Annotated in this window: 18 protein-coding genes; 12 read left to right on the forward strand and 6 right to left on the reverse strand. The window is 66.4% G+C overall.

Annotated elements, in window-relative coordinates:
* The first annotated feature begins 22 nt into the window (after positions 1-22).
* The 8 genes from LKE06_RS20155 (at position 23) to LKE06_RS20190 (ending at position 9,144) form a co-directional block, all read left to right on the forward strand.
* Positions 23-1,225, forward strand: coding sequence for a sensor histidine kinase (locus LKE06_RS20155; protein WP_228000862.1), 1,203 nt, complete (start codon positions 23-25; stop codon positions 1,223-1,225).
* 129 nt (positions 1,226-1,354) lie between these two features.
* Positions 1,355-2,152 carry a LytR/AlgR family response regulator transcription factor gene (locus LKE06_RS20160; protein WP_228000863.1) on the forward strand — a complete coding sequence of 266 codons (798 nt, stop codon included), beginning with the start codon at positions 1,355-1,357 and terminating at the stop codon, positions 2,150-2,152.
* On the forward strand, positions 2,149-2,517 hold the full coding sequence (locus LKE06_RS20165; protein WP_228000864.1) for a hypothetical protein: 369 nt from the start codon (positions 2,149-2,151) through the stop codon (positions 2,515-2,517). The genes LKE06_RS20160 and LKE06_RS20165 overlap by 4 nt, the downstream gene beginning before the upstream one ends.
* Entirely contained in the window at positions 2,518-4,272 is a 1,755-nt protein-coding gene (locus LKE06_RS20170) for a sodium/solute symporter (RefSeq protein WP_228000865.1), read from the forward strand.
* 161 nt (positions 4,273-4,433) lie between these two features.
* A complete protein-coding gene (locus tag LKE06_RS20175) occupies positions 4,434-4,814 on the forward strand; it encodes a DUF485 domain-containing protein (RefSeq protein WP_228000866.1) in 381 nt (126 codons plus the stop codon).
* A complete protein-coding gene (locus tag LKE06_RS20180) occupies positions 4,811-6,448 on the forward strand; it encodes a monocarboxylic acid transporter (protein WP_228000867.1) in 1,638 nt (545 codons plus the stop codon). Before LKE06_RS20175 ends, LKE06_RS20180 begins: the two co-directional genes overlap by 4 nt.
* Before the next feature lie 45 nt (positions 6,449-6,493).
* Positions 6,494-8,461 carry an acetate--CoA ligase gene (gene acs, locus LKE06_RS20185; RefSeq protein WP_255649458.1) on the forward strand — a complete coding sequence of 656 codons (1,968 nt, stop codon included), beginning with the start codon at positions 6,494-6,496 and terminating at the stop codon, positions 8,459-8,461.
* A gap of 251 nt (positions 8,462-8,712) precedes the next feature.
* Entirely contained in the window at positions 8,713-9,144 is a 432-nt protein-coding gene (locus LKE06_RS20190) for a Rieske (2Fe-2S) protein (RefSeq protein ID WP_228000868.1), read from the forward strand.
* 6 nt (positions 9,145-9,150) lie between these two features.
* On the opposite strand, the gene LKE06_RS20195 is transcribed toward LKE06_RS20190, so the two are convergent.
* A complete protein-coding gene (locus tag LKE06_RS20195; protein ID WP_228000869.1) occupies positions 9,151-9,618 on the reverse strand; it encodes a VOC family protein in 468 nt (155 codons plus the stop codon).
* Positions 9,619-9,687: 69 nt separating this feature from the next.
* A complete protein-coding gene (locus LKE06_RS20200; protein ID WP_255649504.1) occupies positions 9,688-10,578 on the reverse strand; it encodes a hypothetical protein in 891 nt (296 codons plus the stop codon).
* A 140-nt stretch (positions 10,579-10,718) separates the two neighbouring features.
* On the opposite strand from LKE06_RS20200, the gene lspA reads away from it, so the two are divergent.
* The 3 genes from lspA to LKE06_RS20215 are packed head-to-tail and all read left to right on the forward strand — an operon-like array spanning position 10,719 to position 13,121.
* Positions 10,719-11,462 (forward strand): signal peptidase II, encoded by a 744-nt coding sequence (gene lspA / locus LKE06_RS20205; protein WP_228000870.1) that lies wholly within the window; start codon positions 10,719-10,721, stop codon positions 11,460-11,462.
* Complete coding sequence (locus LKE06_RS20210) at positions 11,459-12,385, forward strand: RluA family pseudouridine synthase (RefSeq protein ID WP_228000871.1); 927 nt, start codon at positions 11,459-11,461, stop codon at positions 12,383-12,385. Before lspA ends, LKE06_RS20210 begins: the two co-directional genes overlap by 4 nt.
* Positions 12,378-13,121, forward strand: a complete 744-nt coding sequence (locus tag LKE06_RS20215) for a hypothetical protein (protein WP_228000872.1) — start codon at positions 12,378-12,380, stop codon at positions 13,119-13,121. The genes LKE06_RS20210 and LKE06_RS20215 overlap by 8 nt, the downstream gene beginning before the upstream one ends.
* Positions 13,122-13,237: 116 nt before the next feature.
* On the opposite strand, the gene LKE06_RS20220 is transcribed toward LKE06_RS20215, so the two are convergent.
* Both LKE06_RS20220 and LKE06_RS20225 read right to left on the reverse strand, forming a co-directional pair.
* Positions 13,238-14,056 (reverse strand): PhzF family phenazine biosynthesis protein, encoded by an 819-nt coding sequence (locus LKE06_RS20220; RefSeq protein WP_228000873.1) that lies wholly within the window; start codon positions 14,054-14,056, stop codon positions 13,238-13,240.
* A gap of 80 nt (positions 14,057-14,136) precedes the next feature.
* Positions 14,137-16,590 (reverse strand): HAD-IC family P-type ATPase, encoded by a 2,454-nt coding sequence (locus tag LKE06_RS20225; RefSeq protein ID WP_228000874.1) that lies wholly within the window; start codon positions 16,588-16,590, stop codon positions 14,137-14,139.
* A gap of 52 nt (positions 16,591-16,642) precedes the next feature.
* On the opposite strand from LKE06_RS20225, the gene rarD reads away from it, so the two are divergent.
* Positions 16,643-17,560: an EamA family transporter RarD gene (rarD, locus tag LKE06_RS20230; protein ID WP_228000875.1), complete on the forward strand. Its 918-nt coding sequence runs from the start codon at positions 16,643-16,645 to the stop codon at positions 17,558-17,560.
* Positions 17,561-17,711: 151 nt separating this feature from the next.
* Here rarD and LKE06_RS20235 read toward each other — a convergent pair whose 3' ends face one another.
* Together LKE06_RS20235 and LKE06_RS20240 are read right to left on the reverse strand one after the other, a co-directional pair.
* Entirely contained in the window at positions 17,712-20,978 is a 3,267-nt protein-coding gene (locus LKE06_RS20235; protein WP_228000876.1) for an arabinosyltransferase domain-containing protein, read from the reverse strand.
* A 191-nt stretch (positions 20,979-21,169) separates the two neighbouring features.
* Positions 21,170-21,712: a WKL family lipoprotein gene (locus tag LKE06_RS20240; protein ID WP_228000877.1), complete on the reverse strand. Its 543-nt coding sequence runs from the start codon at positions 21,710-21,712 to the stop codon at positions 21,170-21,172.
* Between the last annotated feature and the right edge of the window lie 23 nt (positions 21,713-21,735).

Here is a 21,735-nt window from a genome sequence, read left to right on the forward strand (position 1 = left end):
CGCGCCGCACGATTGGCACGCGATGACGACGACCGCCGTTGTGGTCATCGTCATCGCGGCGGGATTGGTCATCGGTGGACTGCTGATGTGGTCGCGGACGCGCCGCACGGTCACCACTCCCGCCGAGCGCGCGGTACATTCCGCGCTGCACACCGCGTCGCTGGCCGCACGGCCGCTGCGTCAGGGCCTCACCGACCACTCCGCTCACGAAGCCGCGCCGCATCTGCGGGTGCTCACCGGCGCCGAGGCACTCGGCGTGGCCGATCCGGACGGCGCGGTGCTCGCCTGGGACGGACCGCATGCCGATCTGGCCGAACATTTCGCCGCTGCGGCGCAACGCGCCATGGCAACCGAGCGGCCGGTGCTGGTGTCGGGCCCCGGCCGGGCCGAACATACCGCCCGCACCCTGATCGCCCAGCCGTTGCTGATCGAGAACTCCGGCGTCGCGGGCGCGTTGGGCGTGGTGACCACCGGGCAGCCGGGGCCGGGACGACTCGGCGCGGTCGCCGAGGTGGCCCGATACGCCTGCGGGCAGCTGGAATTGGCAGAGCTGGACGCCTCACGAGCCCGGCTCGACCGGGCCGAGGTGCGTGCCCTGCGCGCTCAGATCAGCCCGCACTTCATCTACAACGCGCTCAATACCGTGGCGTCGTTCGTGCGTACCGACCCCGATCGCGCGCGCGAATTGATCCTCGAATTCGCCGACTTCACCAGGTACTCCTTCCGCGCCGCGGGCGAATTCACTGTGCTCGCAGACGAATTGCGCAATATCGAGCGCTATCTCGCGCTGGAGCGGGCCCGTTTCGGTGACGCGCTGCAAGTGCGCCTGCAAATCGCGCCCGAGGTGCTCGGGGTGGTGCTGCCTTTTCTCGCGTTGCAACCGCTGGTGGAGAACGCGGTCCGGCACGGTCTCGCCGGGGCGGCACGCGGCGGCACACTGAGTATCGTCGCGGTCGACGCGGGTATCGACTGCGTGATCAGCGTCGAGGATGACGGCATCGGCATGGATCCAGAGGTGCTACGTTCCGGCGCGCTCGATGCCGTCGAAACGGGTGCTGGACTGGCGAGTTCCGGTGAATCCGCACACGTCGGCCTAGCCAATGTCGACGACCGCCTGCGCGCCGCCTTCGGCAACGACTACGGCTTGATCGTCGACACCGCGCCCGGCGCGGGAACGAAGGTGAGCCTGCGGGTGCCCAAATTCCGAGCAGGCATCCAAGCGTGAGCGAATAGTTGCGCCCTGGCCGGGTTGCCATGTCGTTGTGCGCGCACAGCGGGAACCGACCCGCTGCCGCGACCGGAGTGCACCGACCCGATCCGACGTCGGCTGCGCTGCCCTTACGATGGACCGGTTGTGACCCGCACCACCGATACACCCGCCGGAGCACTGCGCGTGCTCGCCGTGGACGATGAGAAGCCGGCTCTGGACGAGCTGGTGTATCTGCTGCGCGCCCAGTCGGACGTGGGCGAGATCCACAGCGCGAGCGACGCGACCAGCGCGTTACGGCTGATGCGCGTTCATCCCGTCGACGCGGTCTTCCTCGACATCAATATGCCCGGGCTGGACGGGATGGAGCTGGCGGGGATCCTGTCGGAGTTCGCGGCGCCGCCGGCCGTGGTGTTCGTGACGGCCCACGACGATCGCGCTGTCGCGGCGTTCGATCTCGGTGCGGTGGACTATCTGCTCAAGCCCCTGCGGGAGGCCCGGTTAGCTGAGGCGGTGCGGCGAATCGTCGCGGCGCGAACCACCGCCGCGCCGGCGGCCATGGAACCTCGCGCCGACCCGAACGAGGTGATCCCCGTCGAGCTGGGCGGGGTCACCACACTCGTGCATCGCGCCAACGTCAGCTGGGTTGAGGCCGACGGTGACTACGCGCGGCTGCATACGAGCGCCGGATCGCATCTGGTGCGAATCCCTTTGTCCGCGCTCGAATCACGGTGGGAGAACGCGGGTTTCCTGCGGGTGCACCGGTCGTATCTGGTGGCGCTGCGATTGGTGACCGGGTTGCGCACGGTACGCACCGGCACGGTGGTGTGCCTGCGTGCCGACGGCAACGCGGCGGCGGTGGAGTTACCGGTCAGCCGCAGGCAGGTCAGGGAATTGAAACAGCGTCTCGTGCACGGTCCGCGCCAGCAGTGGACCAGCCAGTGACCGGACCGCAGCAGCGCCCGGCCCGCGAACGCGTCGTGCTTTCACAACGGCGCGGCGCGCGACCGGTGCGTACCCGGATCGAAGTGGCCGAACAGACCGATATCGGTGCGGCGATGATCGGTGGCCTGATTCGCGCGCAATTGGGCCTCGCGTTGCGGATGAGCCTGGTCACGGTCCTCGTATTGTGTTCGCTGCCGGTGCTTTTCCGAATCGCCGGTTCGGGCTCGGTGGTCGTGCTCGGACTGCGACTGCCGTGGGTACTGCTCGGTATCGCGGCATATCCCCTGTTGTATGCCGTCGGGCGGCTCTATGTCCGGCTCGCCGAACGCAACGAACAGGACTTCCTCGAGCTGGCGGAGGACTGAGTGAACTCCGGCACCGCGCCCGCTCTCACGATCGCCGCGCTACTGCTCGCGGCGCTGGCTACGGTGGCGATCGGCTTCTATGGTGTGCGGCTGGCCCGCACCACCTCCGACTTCCTCGTCGCCTCGCGCAGTGTCGGGCCGCGCTGGAACGCGGCGGCCATATCCGGAGAATATCTTTCCGCCGCTTCATTTCTCGGCGTCGCCGGGCTGATCGCGAAGTACGGCGCCGACGCGCTGTGGTATCCGGTCGGGTTCACCGCAGGCTATCTCGGGCTGCTGTTGTTCGTCGCCGCGCCGTTGCGGCGATCGGGTGCCTACACGGTGCCCGACTTCGCGGAATTCCGGCTCGGGTCGCTGCGGTTGCGCAGACTGGCGGCGGTCGTGGTGGTGCTGGTGTGCGCGGTGTACCTGATTCCGCAGTTCCAGGGGGCCGGGTTGACGCTGCGCATTCTGCTCGGCGTCCCGGACTGGGTGGGCGCGGTGGCGGTTGGCGCCATTGTGATCGCGAACGTCGCAGGCGGCGGGATGCGATCGATCACGCTGGTGCAGGCGTTCCAGTACTGGCTCAAGTTGACTGCGGTAGCGATCCCGGCGCTCGTACTGCTCGGGCATTTCCTCGCCGATCATCGCGACCTCGGCGCGCCCGCTCCCCCGATTGTCACCGAGCGCACCACGGTGGATGTGAGCACCGATGTGGTGGTGCAGGTCGGTGCGCAACAACAGGTTTCGATCACCGGGACGCTGGACGAGCACACGGTCGACGGTCCGGTGCTGCTCGTCGCGGGAGAGCACGAACTTGCGGCGGGGACTCGCCTGGTGCTGGATCCGGGCGCGGCGGTACCGGTGGTCGCGGGGGCTCCCGCGAATGGCGCGGCCTGGCTCGCACCCGGTGGCGGATTCGGCGGATCCCACCCCACCTATCAGGTGTACTCGCTGATCATCGCGACCTTCCTCGGCACCATGGGGTTGCCGCATGTTCTGGTGCGTTTCTACACCAACCCCGACGGCCGGACCGCCAGGACCACCGCGCTCGCGGTACTCGGCCTGGTCGGGTTGTTCTACCTGTTCCCGGTACTGCTCGGGGTGTTCGCGCGACTGTATGTTCCGCAGTTGCTGATCACCGGCACCTCCGACGCCGCGGTCGTGTTGCTGCCCGGTTCGGTGCTTGCCGGATTGCCCGGTCAGTTGCTTGCGGCGTTGGTCGCGGCGGGGGCGATCGCCGCGTTCCTGTCTACCTCGTCGGGTCTACTGGTCAGCATCGCGGGCGTGCTCAGCACGGACATGCTGCGCGGCCGGATCCGCGATTTCCGTGCCGCCGCAGTGTTCGCCGGCGCGGTTCCGCTCGGTTTGTCGCTGACCGTCGCCTCGCTCGATCTATCCCGTACGGTCGGGCTCGCGTTCTCGGTCGCGGCATCCACGCTATGCCCTTTGCTGGCGTTGGGCATTTGGTGGCGCGGCCTGACCGCTACGGGTGCGGCTGCCGGACTCGTAGCGGGCGGTCTCGCGTCGGGCGGCGCTACGGTGGTGTCGGTGCTCGGTGGCGTCTCCGACGATGTAGCAGGCGGCTGGCCCTCGGCGATACTCGGCTATCCCGCGGCGATCAGCGTGCCACTCGCCTTCGCATCGATGATTCTGGTCAGCAAGGTGACGCGTGGGCAGAATGCCCGGACGGTGGGGCGGATCTTCCTGCGGCTGCACGCGCCGGAGCGGCTCGGCATGGGCGCCGACCGCGAGCGCGCACTCCACTCGAACTGAACCTCTTTCGGCCAGGCGACCATGACCGTTCGTCGCGCCACGGCGACCGTTCACCGCACAATCAGGCACCTTCACGGAGTGACCTGCGCCACATGGCGATTCCCGCACCCCGCCCTCGATACGGTCTGCGCAGCAAGCCACGTCACACGCTAGGACTCCTGATGACCAGTATCGACCTCGAGGGCGAGGGCACCGAGCGCAGGCCCGCAGCAGCGCCGCCGCACCAGCCAAGTGCCGAGGAATTCGCCGCCGTCCAAGCGAGTCCGCAATTTCAGGAACTGCGAAGCAGGTTGCGCCGCTTCATATTTCCCATGACCGCAGTGTTCCTGGTCTGGTACCTGAGTTACGTACTGCTCGGGGCTTACGCCCATGACTTCATGGCGCAGCAGGTCTTCGGCAACATCAACCTCGGATTGTTGCTCGGCCTCGGACAATTCGTCTCTACCTTCGCCATCACCGCGCTCTACGTCCGGTTCGCCAACCGTGAGCTCGATCCGCGCGCGGCGGCCATCCGCAACCATCTCGAGGGGGTGCAGGCATGAGTGAGCGCTATCTGTCCGCTGCCGCGACGGTCGGCAACCCGGCCGCGAATATCGCCATCTTCGCCCTGTTCGTAGCGATCACCATGGTCGTGGTGATCCGGGCCAGCCGTAACAACCGCACGGCGGCCGACTATTTCACCGGTGGTCGCGGTTTCTCCGGACCACAGAACGGCATTGCCATCGCGGGCGATTACCTTTCCGCGGCCAGCTTTCTCGGCATTGCGGGCGCGATCGCGGTGTACGGCTATGACGGCTTCCTTTACTCCATCGGCTTCCTGGTCGCCTGGCTGGTCGCGCTGCTGCTTGTCGCCGAAATGCTCAGGAACACCGGCAAATTCACCATGGCCGATGTACTGAGCTTCCGGTTACAGGAAGGCCCGGTCCGCACCGCCGCCGCGCTGACGACACTCGCGGTGTCGCTGTTCTATCTGCTGGCGCAGATGGCGGGTGCGGGCGGGCTGGTCGCGCTGCTGCTCGATATCTCCGACAAGACCGGACAGTCCATTGTGATCGCCGTGGTCGGCGTGCTCATGATCGTGTACGTGCTGGTCGGCGGCATGAAAGGCACCACGTGGGTGCAGATCATCAAGGCCTGCCTGCTGATTACAGGTGCGGCGGTAATGACCGTCATCGTGCTCGCCAAATTCGGGTTCAACTTCTCCGACATCCTCAGTTCGGCACAGGACGCGGTATCCGGGGCGAAGACCAAGGGAGTCGCCGCACGTGACGTGCTCGCTCCGGGCGCACAATACGGCGGCAGCTCGACCTCCAAGCTGAACTTCGTTTCTCTCGGCCTGGCACTGGTCCTCGGCACCGCGGGCCTGCCGCATGTGCTGATGCGCTTCTACACGGTGCCGACCGCGAAAGAGGCACGGCGCTCGGTGGTCTGGGCGATCGGCCTGATCGGCGCGTTCTACCTGTTCACCCTGGTGCTTGGTTACGGTGCGGCCGCGATCGTCGGCCCGGACCGCATTCTCACCTCGGCCGGCGGGCAGAATTCGGCGGCGCCGCTGCTGGCGTTCGAACTGGGTGGGGTCGTGTTGCTCGGTGTGATCTCGGCGGTCGCGTTCGCCACCATCCTCGCGGTCGTGGCCGGACTCACGATCACCGCGTCGACGTCGTTCGCACACGACATCTACGCGAGCGTGATCAAGCGCGGCAAGGTCGACGAGGCCAAGCAGGTCAAGGTCTCCCGGATCAGCGCGGTCGTCATCGGCATCCTCGCCATCGGACTCGGCATCCTCGCCAACGGTCAGAACATTGCGTTCCTGGTAGCGCTGGCCTTCGCGGTCGCGGCGGCGGCGAACCTGCCCACCATTCTGTTCTCGCTGTTCTGGAAGCGGTTCAACACCACCGGTGCACTGTTCAGTATGTATGGCGGCCTCATTTCCACCATCGTGCTGATCGTGTTCTCCCCGGCGGTATCCGGGTCGGCGAGCGCCATGATCCCGGGCTCGAAGTTCGACTGGTTCCCGCTGTCGAATCCCGGCATCGTCTCCATCCCACTGGCTTTCGCGCTCGGTGTGCTCGGCACCTTCGTCGGTGGCAGGCGGCCGGAAAACCCCGCCAAGGCCGCGGAGATGGAGGTCCGTTCGCTCACCGGCGCCGGTGCCGAGAAAGCCGTTGCGCACTGAGCCCGAACATCAGGCTGCCCTTGCTATTTCGATAGGAGATCGACGTTGACCAGCGCAACCACCGACCACGACACAACCGGTCAGGCAGGCTCGGCGGACGCGGTGCCCGCGACCTATCCGCCGGAAGGCGCGTTCATCGCGACAGCCAATGCCGGTGCGGCCCTGTATGACAGGGCCGAGGCCGACCGGCTGGAGTTCTGGGCCGAACAGGCCGGGCAGCTGCATTGGGATCAGCCATGGACGCAGGTCCTCGATTGGAGCGACGCGCCGGTCGCCAAGTGGTTCGCCGACGGCAAACTCAACGTCGCCTACAACTGCGTCGACCGGCACGTGCTCGACGGCCACGGCGATCAGATAGCCATCCACTGGGAAGGCGAACCGGGCGACTCCCGCGACATCACCTACAACGACCTACTCGCCGAAGTATCCAGGGCAGCGAACTATCTCACCGAACTCGGCCTCGAGGCCGGTGATCGGGTCGCCATCTATATGCCGATGGTGCCCGAGGCGATCGTATCGATGCTGGCCTGCGCGCGCCTCGGCCTTACCCACTCGGTGGTCTTCGCGGGGTTCTCCCCCACCGCACTGCGCCAACGCGTCGACGACGCCTCCGCGCGCCTGATCATCACCACCGACGGACAGTGGCGGCGGGGTATGGCCGCGCCGCTCAAGGCCGCGGTCGACGAGGCGCTCGGCGGTGAGCCCTCCAGCGTCGAACACGTACTCGTGGTGCGCCGCACCAACATCGACGTGCCATGGACCGACGGCCGGGACCTGTGGTGGCACGACACCGTCACCAACGCCGACGCTGATCACCAGGCACAAGCCTTCGACGCCGAACACCCGCTGTTCATCCTCTACACCTCCGGAACCACCGGAAAGCCCAAGGGCATTCTGCACACCTCGGGCGGCTACCTGACCCAAGCCGCGTACACCCACCACAACGTCTTCGATCACAAAGCCGGACAGGACGTCTACTGGTGCACCGCGGATATCGGCTGGGTGACCGGGCACAGCTACATCGTTTATGGTCCACTGGCCAACCGCGCCACCCAGGTCGTCTACGAGGGCACCCCCAACTCCCCCGACGAACACCGGCACTTCGACATAATCGAAAAGTACGGCGTCACCATCTATTACACCGCACCCACATTGGTGCGCACCTTCATGAAATGGGGCCGCGAGATCCCCGATGCCCACGATCTGTCCACGCTGCGACTGCTCGGCTCGGTCGGTGAACCGATCAACCCGGAGGCATGGCGCTGGTATCGAGATGTTATCGGCGGCAACCGAACCCCGATCGTGGACACCTGGTGGCAGACCGAGACCGGCGCCATCATGATTTCCCCGCTGCCCGGCGTCACCGCCACCAAACCCGGTGCCGCGATGGCGGCGCTACCGGGCATCAGCGCCAAGATCGTCGACGACGCGGGTGCCGAACTCGACCACGGCGCCTCTGGTTTACTCGTCCTCGACCAGCCGTGGCCGTCGATGCTGCGCGGCATTTGGGGCGATATGGACCGGTTCCGCGAAACCTATTGGGACCGATTCGCCAACGACGGCTGGTATTTCGCCGGTGACGGCGCCAAATTCGACACCGACGGCGCGCTCTGGGTGCTCGGCCGGGTCGACGACGTCATGAACGTCTCCGGACACCGAATCTCCACCGCAGAGGTCGAATCCGCCCTCGTCGGCCACACCGACGTCGCCGAAGCCGCGGTGGTCGGCGCGACCGACGCCACCACCGGCCAGGCCATCGTCGCCTTCGTCATTCGCACCGCGAACGCGGCACACAGCGGTGACACCCTCACCGCAGAACTCATAGCCGCAGTTTCCCAAGAGATCAGCCCGATCGCCCGCCCGCGCGAAATCCACATCGTCCCCGAACTCCCCAAGACCCGCAGCGGCAAAATCATGCGGCGCCTCCTGCGCGACGTCGCCGAAGGCCGCGAACTCGGTGACACCTCCACCCTCGTCGACCCCCAGGTTTTCGAAGCAATAGCGCGCGGGTAAACCTCCCGAATGCGACGGACCCGGCCACCAAACGATGAGGGGGGCCGGGTTCCGCCGCTCCGGAAGTCTTGGCCACTCGCATGCCGCCACGGACTCGAAACCTAGACCTCCCGGGCCACGACACACCGGATCGGCGATCGGCGCGAAGTTCGAGTGAACCATCGAGCCACCCACTACGTAGACAATTCAAGACCGGTGTGATAAAAGCATTTGCCGGTTCGGAGATCGTTCCCACGAACGGAGGCCGACCAATGATCGACAATGATGACCTCATCCTGCGTCGCCGCACCGTCATGGTCGCGGGCGTAGGTGCGGTGGCGGCGGCCACCGCTTTGACCGCGTGTAGCACCGATGGCAAATCGGCACCGGCACCGGGCCCTACCGCCTCGGCCGGACAACAAGGCACCGACGTCATCGCCAAGGTCGCCGAGGTACCGGTCGGTGGCGGGGTGATCAATGGTGATGTGGTGGTGACCCAGCCCAATGCCGGGTCCTTCATCGGGCTGTCCTCCACCTGCACACATGCAGGTTGCAAGGTGGCGGATGTCTGCGGTGGCACCATCAACTGCGCCTGTCACGGCAGTAAATTCGGGCTCGACGGCTCGGTGGTCCACGGCCCGGCGACTCGCCCGTTGGATTCGAAGCCCGTGCGCGTCGAGGGTGACTCGATCGTGGCACAGTAGCGCCGGTCAGGAGTCGCCGAACTGTTCGGCCATGCGCCTGTCCATCTCCTCTGGTGCGACATCCTCGATATGGGTGGCCACCGTCCAGCGATGGCCCCACGGATCCTCGAACGCGCCGGTGCGGTCGCCGTAGAACTGATCGGTCATGGGCGTGAGTTCGGTGGCGCCCCCGGCGATGGCCGCGGTGAAGGCGGCATCGGCGTCGCTCACATAGACGTGCAGGTTCACCGGAGTCCCGCCGACCGACTTCGGGTCACGGAAGTCCATATCCGGAGCCGGGTCACCGATCATGACGACGGAACTGCCGAACATCAATTCACAGTGCGCGACCGTGCCGTTTGGGCCGGGCATGCGCATTCGCTCGGTCGCGCCGAAAATTTGTTTGTAGAAGTCGATCGCGGCGGCGGCACCTTCGATCGCCAATCCGGGCGATACCACTGGATATCCGTCGGGAACGGGCTTGACGTCAGACATGAGAAGCCATCCTTTGCTAGGAGCTGCCTCCGGTCGTAGGCAATTGATCGGACAGTGCCGAGCCTATTCTCATTCCGTCCAGGAAACCTGTGTGTTGATCGTTTGCTGCAGCATGCTCGAGCTGCGCGAATCGCGGTATGCCTGGTGGCCGCCGACAGTGATCGAGCCCGAGACCGGCAACGGCAGCCCGAGATCGACAGTGATCGTGCCGGAGCCCTGCATGACGTAGTCCTCGATGTCGAGGGTGCCCGCGTTGTTGGGCAGCGTCCACACCTTCGACTTCGGCGTTTGCGTCACCTCGAGCTCGATGGTCAGCCGGTTGCCGTCACGCTTGGTGAGTGTCGCCGTAGTCACCTGGTCGAGCGCGACCCCGCCGGTCACCTCCTGGTGCACGGTCCACACCGCGCCCTCGCCGACCGGCTGATCGGGGAAGGCGATCGAACGGTAGACGGCTTGATAGAAAGCTTGCTCCAGGGCGGCACGCGCGCCGTTGGACGTGTCCGGTGAGGGTTCCAGCCGCAGCGCGGTGATCGCGCCGAGTTCGCTCATCTCGAAACCCGCGTGCGAACCGTCCGCGGCTGTGAGTGCCTTCGCCAGATCCGGGTCGGGGGACGTGACGACGCCGAGGGTGAGGTCGACACCGTCGGGGCCGGTCTGCGCGGTCATCGGAATCGTCAGCGCGGGCGTCGAGAAATCGCGAGTCGGCTCATCGTTGATCTGCTGCTGGATGCTGTGTTCGGTGCGCAACGTCACCTGCTGCGAGGTGCCGACCGCATAGCCGGGACGCAACATGTCGCGCGGTTCGGCGCCTGGCTCGACCACGGTGGCGATGACGGCCGAAATCGGCACTGTCACTTCCTTGCCGAGACCGAGCGGCTCGGTGCTCTCGTTGTCGTTGCGCGCCTCGGCACCATTGCCGCAACCGACACCGAACGCGGAAAGCCCGACTGCAAGCACCATCAGCAACACCCCGGAACGCGCGATCCGGGGAATGGTGGGGGAAGACAACACCTTCACGAGAATCAGAGTACGACCGGTTCCTGAGTGTCAGCTGGGACATACAGGTGACCGCGTGCACGAGCCGCACAGTCGCTCGAGAGATGATGTTGCTCGTGAGTGACGACCGGCCGACCGAGGACAACACCGACGACGACGCGGTGCCGCCAACCGACCCAGCGCCATCGACCCCCGAGCCACCGACAGGAAAGGCCCCGCTGCGGCTGCCGACCCTGCTGATCATCGCTGCGGTATTGCTCGGCCTGGACGTACTTACCAAGACGATCGCGGTCGCGAAGCTGACGCCGGGTGACCCGGTGTATCTCATCGGCGATTTCGCCCGGCTCTCGCTGGTGCGTAACGCGGGCGCGGCGTTCTCCATGGCCACCGGCATGACCTGGCTGCTGACGCTGGTCGCGGCGGCCGTGGTGATCGGCGTGATTCGCATCGGCCGCACGATGCGTTCGCTGTGGTGGGCGATCGGACTCGGCATGGTACTCGGCGGTGCGCTCGGCAATCTCGTGGACCGGTTGTTCCGAGCGCCGGGACCGCTACAGGGACATGTCGTCGATTTCGTCGCCATCGGGTGGTGGCCGGTGTTCAATGTGGCGGATTCGTCCATCGTGTGCGGTGCCATTCTCTTGGTGGTGCTGACGGTGTTCGGGTTCGAACCCGACGGCACCCGCGCCGGGCGGCGCGGGCATTCCGACGACACCACCGTGGATTCCAGCGACACCACCGCGACCGATTCGGACCAATCCACCGACCACGGTTCCGATGGCACTGCACCCAACGGTGAACAGCAGAACGGCAATCAGCGCGATACCGAGCAGGAGAACGCGGCATGAGGGAAACCCGATCCATGCCCGTACCGGATGGACTCGACGGTATGCGGGTCGATGCGGGTCTGTCCCGGCTGCTCGGCTTGTCACGGACCGCGGTCGCGGCAATGGCCGAGGAGGGTTCGGTACAGCTCGACGGTGTCGCCGCTGGCAAATCGGACCGGCTCGTCGGCGGAGCCTGGCTCGAGGTCGAATTCCCCGAGCCCAAGCGGGCACTCACCATCGAGGCCGAGGCGGTGGAGGGGATGACCATCCTCTACGCCGATGACGATATCGTCGCGGTCGACAAGCCGGTCGGTGTCGCCGCGCACCCCGGCGTCGGCTGGAGCGGGCCGACCGTGGTCGGCGGGCTGGCGGCGGCCGGCTACCGTATCTCGACCTCCGGCGCCCATGAACGTCAGGGCATCGTGCACCGGCTCGATGTCGGCACCTCCGGGGTGATGGTGGTCGCGCAATCCGAGCGGGCCTACACCGTGCTGAAGCGGGCGTTCAAACAGCGGACCATCGACAAGCGGTATCACGCACTGGTCCAGGGGCATCCGGACCCGAGCAGCGGCACCATCGACGCACCCATCGGGCGGGCACGCGGCAACGAGTGGAAGTTCGCGGTCACCGCCGATGGACGCCCGAGCGTCACCCATTACGACACCGTGGAGGCGTTTCAGGCCGCAAGCCTGCTGGACATCCACCTGGAGACCGGTCGCACCCATCAGATCCGGGTACATTTCTCCGCCGTCCGCCACCCCTGCTGCGGCGACCTCACCTATGGCGCCGACCCGCGCCTTGCCGAACGCCTCGGCCTGGAACGCCAGTGGCTGCACGCCCGCGCACTCGGGTTCAACCATCCCGCCGACGGCCGCTACCTCGAAATCACCAGCGAGTACCCGGCCGACCTGAAGCATGCCTTGGACATCCTGCGGAATGCCTGACCGGCCTTCGGAGCTCGAAACCGACGCCCGGTCCGAGCAACTGCCCGATCGCGGCCCGCGGCGGTGGCGTGCCGTCGCTGTCGTGGCCGCAGCGGCGGGGCTGGTAGCTCTGATGGTCGTGCTCGGCGCACTGAATCCGCCGATACCCGCCGGCGTATCCACCGACCGGCTCGGGCCCGAGCGCGGCGAGCCCGTCACGGAATACCTTGCCCGAGCCAATGATTCACTCTCCGACACCGACACCGACACCGACACCGACACCGACACCGCGGATCATTGGGCGCTGGTCTCGTTCACCGAAAACCTGACACCCGAACAGATTCCGGCCCATAGCGGCGGCATGCGCATCGCCCAAGTGATCCATAAGGTTGCGATCCCTCGCGTACAAACCCCGATCGTGACCGTCGATGTCCCGGCGGGTGACGCCGTCGCGATCGCATCGGCCGACAATGCGGCCCAGCAGCTGCTCGCCATGCGAGCTCCCGACGACCGCTCCGCCCGCGTGATCACCGTCGCCGCCGGCCGACTGAGCGCCGGTTGCGCCTGCACGGTCGGCCTTGTCATCCGAGGCGGACTGTCGGACCTGCGAGACTTGGCCGCCCAGAACGGAATTCGCGCCGTACAAGCCCTCCCCGCAGACGCGATAGCCGGCCGCTTCGCCGTCGTCCCCCTGCTACCGGACCAGGATGACTCGACTCTCCTCGGCCCTGACGACGGCAAGGTACCCGATCGTTGAGGTCCACAGTCGGTCCGCGGAACCGCAGCCGCTAACTTCGAAGTAGCACGAACGGCCCGCCCCGCCTGGCTGGGGACGGGCCCGTTCGACATTCCTGAAAGCCAAGTGCCGCTTGCCTATTCCGTGATCTGCACAACTCCGTCGAGGTAGCGGCGGCAGCGGCCGATGAGCAGGACGCGATCGTCGGACAGTTCGGTGCGCAGCGCGCCGCCGCGCCGCGACAGCTGACGGGCGGCGAGATCGGTGCGGCCCAGTTCGCGACTCCAGAGCGGAACCAACTGGGCGTGCGCGGATCCGGTGACCGGATCTTCGGAAACTCCCACGCCGGGAGCGAAGAACCGCGAAACGAAATCGTCGTGGTCGCCGCGCGCGGTGACGATCGCACCCCGTGCCAGCGGCGGGAAGGCGGCGAAGTCCGGCCGCGCGTCGCGGACCTCCTGTTCGGTCGCCACAACGATGATCTCGTCCATACTGGTGAAGGCGCGGACGGGCCGCACCCCCAGCGCCGCGACGAGTGCCGGATCCGGATCGACCTCGGTGTGGCCGACCACCGGAAGGTCTAGAACGTACTCGTCGTCATCGGTGCGATCGACGTGCAGCCATCCGCTGCGGGTGAAGAAGCTGACCCGGTCCTCGCCAGGGTGGATGTCCTCGAGTACCACCGCGGCGGCGGCCAGGGTGGCATGGCCGCACATGTCGACCTCTACCGCCGGGGTGAACCAGCGCAGGTGAAACGCGGGCCACTCCCCCGGCGGCGCGCCCGCGTCAGGGGGTAGCCGGGAGGTATAGAACGCGGTCTCGGCGAGGTTGTTCTCCTCGGCCAGTTGTTGCATCAGTCCGTCCGGCAGCCACGCGGGCAACGGCATGACCGCAGCGGGGTTGCCCGAGAACGGTGCGTCGACGAACGCGTCGATCTGGTGCAGCAGTACCTCCATACTCGGAGAAGTTACTCCAACACTGAATGATCGCTTCGCACAAGGTATCTCGTGGCGCGGCGAGACGAGTGTCCAGTTGGTCAGGCGGCCCCGCCGGGGGCGGCGGGCAGCAGTTGCCGACGTTCACCGTGCAGCGCGGCGCTGATCCACCAGGCGGCCTCTACGAGCACGATTCCGACGGCGCCACAGACGATGGCCGCGACGGTGAGTTGGACATTCGAGGGATCGAGCTTGAAGAAGTGCCTAGTGAACGGGACGGTGAACAAGATTAGGTACGCGACGACCGAGGCCGCGATGAGCAGCACTTTCCACCACACATACGGCCGGGCCACAATGACGAGCACCCATAGCGCGATCATGATGAGTGTGATCAGCGCGGTGGTTCCGGCCTGTTCCTGTTGCTGCTGACTCGGGTCGGGTCCGGTATAGGCGATCAGATATGACACGAAAGTGGTCACGCCGATCACCACACCGGACGGAATGGCCAGCCGCAGCACCCGTGACACGAATCCCGTGCGGGCTCGCTCGTTGTTCGGCGCAAGCGAGAGAATGAACGCCGGAATACCGATAGTGAACCAGGCCGCGATGGTGACGTGGCGCGGCAGGAACGGGTACGGAATCGGATCGTAATCGAAGACCTGCGAACCGACGCCGGCCAGACCGATGAGGAAGGCCAGCACCACCGCGTACACGGTCTTGGTGAGAAACAGATTCGAGACCCGCTCGATATTGCCGATCACCCGGCGCCCCTCGCCCACTACGTATGGCAGCGTCGCGAACTTGTTGTCGAGCAATACGATCTGCGCGACCGCACGGGTCGCCGGACTGCCCGCGCCCATGGCGACGCCGATATCCGAATCCTTCAGCGCGAGCACGTCGTTCACGCCGTCACCGGTCATGGCCACGGTATGGCCGCGAGACTGCAGGGCCTCGACCATGGCCCGCTTCTGATCCGGCCGCACCCGTCCGAAGGTGGTCTCGCGTTCGAGGATGTCCGCCAGTTCGTCGCGGTCCTCCGGCAGTTCGCGCGCGTCTATAGGGTGCTCACCACCGGTCAGGTCGAGCGAGGCGGCAACCGCACCCACCGAGACGGCGTTGTCGCCGGATATAACCTTGATCGAAACATCTTGACCGGCAAAGTATTCGAGCGTCGCACGCGCGTCGGGCCGCACCTTCTGCTCGAGCACAACCAACGCGGCCGGTGTCACATTTCCCGGCGCGTCGACCGCGTCGACCGATCGGTCGCTGCGCGCGAGCAGCAGAATCCGCAGCCCCGAGGAACCGAGCTCCTCGGCGCGGCGGGCATCGTTGGAGGCCGGGTCCAACAGCACGTCGGGAGCGCCGAGCAGCCAGTCGCCGTGCTTACCGTAGGAGTAGCCGCTCCACTTCTTCGCCGAGGAGAACGGTGCGACGGCGGTGTGCTGCCATCCTGGCCCATCGGGCAGGGCTTCAGCGATCGCCTGCACGCTCGCGTTGGGGCGCGGGTCGTCGGTTGCCAAGGCCGCCAGCGCCTTTCGCACTTCGGAGTCGCCGAAGCCGCTGAGCACGTCGATATCCGAGAGCCGCATGCCGTTCTCGGTGAGTGTGCCGGTCTTGTCCGCGCACACCACGTCCACCCTGGCCAAGCCCTCGATCGCGGGTAGCTCCTGCACCAGACATTTGCGCTGCCCCAGTCGCACCACGCCGACCGCGAAGGCGACCGAGGTCATCAGCACCAACCCCTCGGGCACCATCGGCACCAGCGCCGCGACCATGCCGGTCACTGCGGGGCCCCAGGTCTCCTTGTTGGTGAACACGTGGTTCCAGCTGTCCGTACTGGCGAACAACTGGTTGTAGACGCTCAGCAGGCCCGCCGGAATCAGCAGATAGGTGATGACCTTCAGGATCGTGTCGATACCGCTGCGCAGCTCGGACTTCACCAGGGTGAACTTGCTGGCCTCCTCCGCCAGCTTCGCCGCGTACGCGTCCCTGCCGACCTTCGTCGCGCGGTAGGCGCCGCTGCCAGAAACCACATAGCTGCCCGACCGCACCTCGGTCCCGACCTGCTTGTCCACCGGATCGGCCTCACCGGTGAGCAGCGATTCGTCTACCTCGAGCTGCGCTGACTCCTCGACGGTGCCGTCCACCACAATCTGGTCGCCTGGGCCGAGCTCGATGAGATCGTCGAGCACCACTTCGCGCGGCGCGAGCTCCATCGACTTGCCATCTCGGCGTACGGTCGGTTTGGCCTGACTGACGATCGTCAGCCGATCCAGGGTGCGCTTGGCGCGAACCTCCTGAATGATTCCGACCGCGCTGTTGGCCACGATCAGCAGACCGAACATACCGTCGATAATCGACCCCGTCGCCAGGACCAGCACGAACAGCACGCCGAGGATAGCGTTGATCCGCGTGAAGACATTCGCGCGAACGATGTCACGAACTGACCGGCTGGCCCGATCCGGGACGTCGTTGGTGCGTCCGTCGCTGCGACGCTGCTCGACCTCGGCCGCGGAAAGTCCGGTGGCGCCGGACGCCTGCACGGTTATCGACATGCACGCAAGGCTAACCGAACACTAAGTTCGGTGAGTGCGGCGAAGCAGGTCGATGCCGGGTGTTGCCTTTGGTGCATCCGCGTATCTCATATGGGGTTCATTCGCGGCGTTCTTCGGTTTGCTGAAGTTCGCGGACCCGGCGGAGGTGGTTGCGCAGCGGATCCTGTGGACATTGGCCGTGGTGCTCGTGGTGCTGATGCTAGCCGGGCGGCTGCGAGAGATGCGCACGATCGATGCGAAGACCTGGCGGCTGGCGGCGGTGGCGTCAGCGGCGCTGTCGCTGAATTGGGGCGTGTACGTCTTCGGTGTCGCCACCGGCCATGTGGTGGAGTGCGCGCTCGGCTATTTCATCAATCCACTGGTGACCATCGCGGTCGGCGTGGTGGCGTTCCGGGAGCGACTGGCCAAGGCGCAGTGGCTCGCCCTCGGGCTCGGCGCACTCGCGGTCGGGGTGCTCACCGTCGACTACGGCAGACCACCAGTGATCGCGTTGGTGCTGGCCTGTTCGTTCGCCACCTACGGGCTGGTGAAGAAGGTCATCTCGCTCGACGCACTGCGCGGTATCGCCGCCGAGGGAATCGTGGCCGCACCGTTCGCTCTCGCGTTCTTGCTCGTGCTCGCGCTGACCGGTCACAGCGAATTCGGTTCCAGCGCGGGACACGCCGCACTGCTGATGTCCACCGGTCCGGTCACCCTGATCCCGCTGCTGTTGTTCGCCGTTGCCGCGCAACGTGTTCCGCTCTCGACCATGGGCCTGCTGCAGTACCTGACCCCGGCCCTCCAGATGGCCTGGGGAGTCGCTGTCACCCACGAACCCATGCCGACATCCCGCTGGGCCGGCTTCGCCCTGATCTGGGCGGCACTGGCCATCTTCACCACGCACGCGCTCCTACGCACCCGGCGTGCCGGGCCGACCGCCCCCGTACCGATCGAGGTGCCGGAAACCCCCGCCGGGAAACCCGAGCCATAAATCCGTGTCCCGGCCGGCAATCAACCATCGAACGAGAACGCACAGCCCGACGACCACAGCTCGAGCGGGCAACGTGGTACTGCTCGGCGCTGCGGCAGGTGACGCGTTGGCAACCGATGCACCTACCCGACAACGGATTCGGATGACCCGCTCAGTAATTCGTGAGGATCGGTCCCGGACTCCACAGACCTGAGCGGTCGACCTCGGTGATGGTGGGTTTCGCCGGGTCGGCGGTGGTATCGATCCGGGTGAACTGCTGGAGTTCGCCCCAGTCCCGGCGCCAGTCGTGGTCCAGGTAGGTGGCGAGTGTCCGGCCGCGCAGCAGCATGCCGGTCCAGCCGAGCGGACCGCCACCGTCGTGGCTCTGCCACAGGCTGGTGATCTCGGCGCCGGGCCGGTCGGGCATGATGCGATACGCGGGGATCTCCGCGATGCCATTGTGATGGTCGTAGGGACGCTGGTTCGGGAACTGCAACCCGACCATCCAGTCCGTCAACACCGGCGTGTGTGAACCGACGACCTCGTTCAGCGTCTTGGTCTGCGGCACTCGCGGCGGTGTGAGCGCTAGCCACTGCTTCGGGTTGCGGTCGCGGTCGATGGCGACAATCCGGATCACGTCGGCGCCGGCCGGGATGTCGGCGAACGGCACCCGCAGATTGCGCCACGACGGCGCGGGGCCGATATCGATCGGCGTCACCCGGCCCATCGGCTGCGCGGTGGTCGTGGAATCGGAAGCACCGTACTCGATTTCGAGAGTCTGTCCGGGCGTGACGATACCGTCGGCATCGACCGACCTGATCCGGCCCGCCGCGCTCAACGCGATGATGCTGTTGCGATCACCGGATTCGGGAAGCCGATACCAGCCGGTGGTCAGGTCGGCGGGCCCCGCGTCACCGGAACGATAGCTGCCGAGTACCGGCGTGGTTGCCGGGTCGAGACCGAAAGGCAGTGTGGCAGAAGCGGTTCCCGCAGTGTTCTCCGATGCCGACTTGCTGGTCAGCGCGTCGGCGATACTGCCGGATGGGCTACCTTCGTCGTCGGGGCGCAGGTCGGCCGCCACACCCGCACCGGTGAATCCGGTTCCGGTACCCGACAAGGTGCTGACCGCGTCTCCGGTCAATGGTCGCAGCATCCCCGCGTTCGGATCCGTTTCGACCAGCACGTGACCGGCCAGACCGGATGTCTCACCCGTCACGGCCTCGATATTCGAACGAGCCAACGAGAACGATTGCCCCTGTGTCACCGCCGCCTTGGCGAAGGAGCCCACATCCCAGACCACCAGCAGCGCCAGCGCGATCGTCAACGGCGGCAGCACCGACACCCGCCACGCGATCCGCGAAACCCGGTGCGGTGTACCGGGTTCCGGAGCGTGCACATGCCACCACGCGGCCACGATCAGCAGCACGACGGTCGCGGCGAGAAACAACTTGTTGAACCCCAGCCCGGCCACCACCGGCGGCTTGTCCCACCACGGGATGCCCCACGACGAGACATACCACCATTTGTTGGGACCGGAGAACACCAGCGCGAGCAGAAACGCGACCACGGCGGCGAACAGCGCCCGATTGCGCGGTGCCCGCAGCACCCGGGGGCCGACGGCCACGGCGGTGATCATCGCGACGGCACCGGCCACCCCGGCGTAAACACCGAAGTGATGGGTCCATTTGGTCGGGGTGATCATGATCAGCAACAGTGAACCGACCGTAACCCCGAGGATGCGCCGGGTCGGTCCCGTCGAAAGCGCCGGGATGCGACCGCCTCTGCGCAGCAGCACCAGCACACACACCATAAGCCCGGCCAGCATCGCGAACACGCCGATCCGGCGGCCGACCGAGCCGTCGGTCTCGCCTTGGAACAGGTACTGGTAGCGCAGATAGTCGTCGAACCATTGGACATCGGGCCCGACGATGTGATGCACACGCTGCATCTCGAACATCGCCGCGAGCGGCTGATCGGCGAACATGATCGCCAGCGCCACGGCGCCGGCGGCGAGCAGCGGCGCCAGCAGCGTCAGGTAGCCGATAACGCGCTCACGCGCCGACCCGCGATCGCCGACGCGCGCGGAAATGATCCGCGCGACCGGACGCAATCCCGCCAGCAACGCGGCGATACAGATAACGCCGGACGGACCTGCCGTGCAACTGAAGGCTGCCACCAGAATCGCCAGCCCGGCGGGCAGCAGCCGCCGTGTCGCGATGGACCGCTCGACCAAGCACCAGGTCAGCAACAGCCCAAGCGCCACCGGCGGTTCCGGCCGCAGCCCGTTGTCGTAGGCCAGCCAGATCGCCAAGAACCCGAGGCCGCCGGTCCACATCGCAATCCTGTTGTGCCGCACGGCCACTCCGAGTCGTGGCGCCACCTCGCGACTGAGTAGCAGCCACATCAGCACACCGCAGAACAGCGCCGGCAACCGCACCCATGGGCTGGCGGTACTGATCTCCGTCATGATGCGGATCAGGTCGTAATACGGTGTGCCGACGGGGTTTTCGGGCACGCCGAAGTACGCGAAATAGTTGGCCATGTAGCCCGCGACGCCGGACGCGCGGGCCATGCCGAACTGGTAGCCGTCATCGGAGGTCGTCGAGCCGATGAAATACCACAGCACCATCGTGCCGAGCACCACGCCGTCGAGCAGCGAGAACGTCCACCAACGCTGCGGCAGGAAGCGGCGCACCCGCCGCCCGTCCAGCCTGTCGAGCCGATACAGCGCGATGAGCGAAACGATCGTGCACAACACCGCAAGCCAAATCGCGGCCCGCTTGATCGGCGTGGGCGACGAGGAGAATCGGGTGTCGAGTGCCGCGGTGACCCGCGCGCCGTCAGCAGTGGCAAGATCGCTGTAGATGCCGACCATTTGGGGCCGATAGTCGCCGATGAGCTCGGTGGGCGCGCCCGGTGTCTCGAAGCCGACGAGGGTGGCGCTCGCACGGGTGTTGTCGGCGTGCACGGTGAGTTCACAGCCGGGAACCAACTGGTCGACCGGAACGCTGAGCAGCGCCTGGTTTCTCAGCACCACGTCCAGGCGAGCGGGGGTGTCGGCACCGGGCGCCTGTACCCGCGCAACGAACCCATAGCGCTCCAGATCGGGAGCATCCGCGGGCCCGGTCGCGGCGAGTACGCCACCCTTGGTGCTGAGCTGGTTGATGGCCGAGCACGGCAAGGTGGCGTCGAATGTCACGGGCGCGTAGGAGATCAGCGGCGCCTCGATGCTTCGCGCGGAGCCGGCCTGAGGCCACGACAGTGTGGCCGCGTCCACTCGCACCGGCAGCAACGGTACCGCCACCGCGAACAGCACGGCGAGTAGGCCCGCGATCAACGCGACCGGCCCCGCCCATCCCCAACGTCTGCGCGGTTGCGCCGTCCCGGGTTCGAAATCCCCGACAGACGGTTGTCCCGCCCGCACCATCGTGTCAGCCACGGTGCCCGATAGTAGCGGAATAGTTCGGCTACGAAACTTGTTGGGGTACGGCATCTATCGTGCTCATCGCTGCTATCTGCACAACGAAATCCCGAGCTCACGGGTGCGATTCGGGATTATGAGAAAGCGGATGGCCGATTAGAGGTGGCCGGCCCCGGACCAGCTGAGGGGCCGGCCTACGCCACGTAGTGCTAGGCGGTGCAGGCGACCGACTGCTGACCGAGGTTCGACAGCATCGTGCATGCCCAGGTCTTCTGGACCTTCCATTTGCCGCTTTCGGCGACGAAGGGGACGTCGACGACATTGGTCTGGCCGTTGATGGTGAAGTTCGCCTTGGCGTTGACGCTGTCACCGAAGGAGGTCACGTCGGTAACGGCGACCTCGACGTTGGCGCCCTTGGCCGCGTCCGCGAGGCGGTTGGGCAGGCCCGGATCAGCCTCGGCGCCCTGGACCATGTCGAGCTTCTCTTCGTTCGGGATCGACGGATCGAGTGCCTTCTGCAGCTGCGAGTTCAGCGCCTCCACGCTCGGGACCGGCGGCAGGTCCGCGTTCGCGGACGCCGACGCCTTGGCGCTGGTCGAAGTGCGGGCCGGCTTGGCGGTGTCGCTCTTGTCGTCGCTACCGCAGGCGGTCATGCTCAGGGTGGCGGCGATGGCCAAACCGGCGATCGCGATGCGTCCAGTCTTACGAAGCTTCAACTGCTCGTCCTTTACGTTCGAGTAGGTACGGGTCATTCCCGGCAGCCTCCAACCGAACC

It is taken from the genome of Nocardia australiensis (assembly GCF_020733705.1).
GTDB lineage: Bacteria > Actinomycetota > Actinomycetes > Mycobacteriales > Mycobacteriaceae > Nocardia > Nocardia australiensis.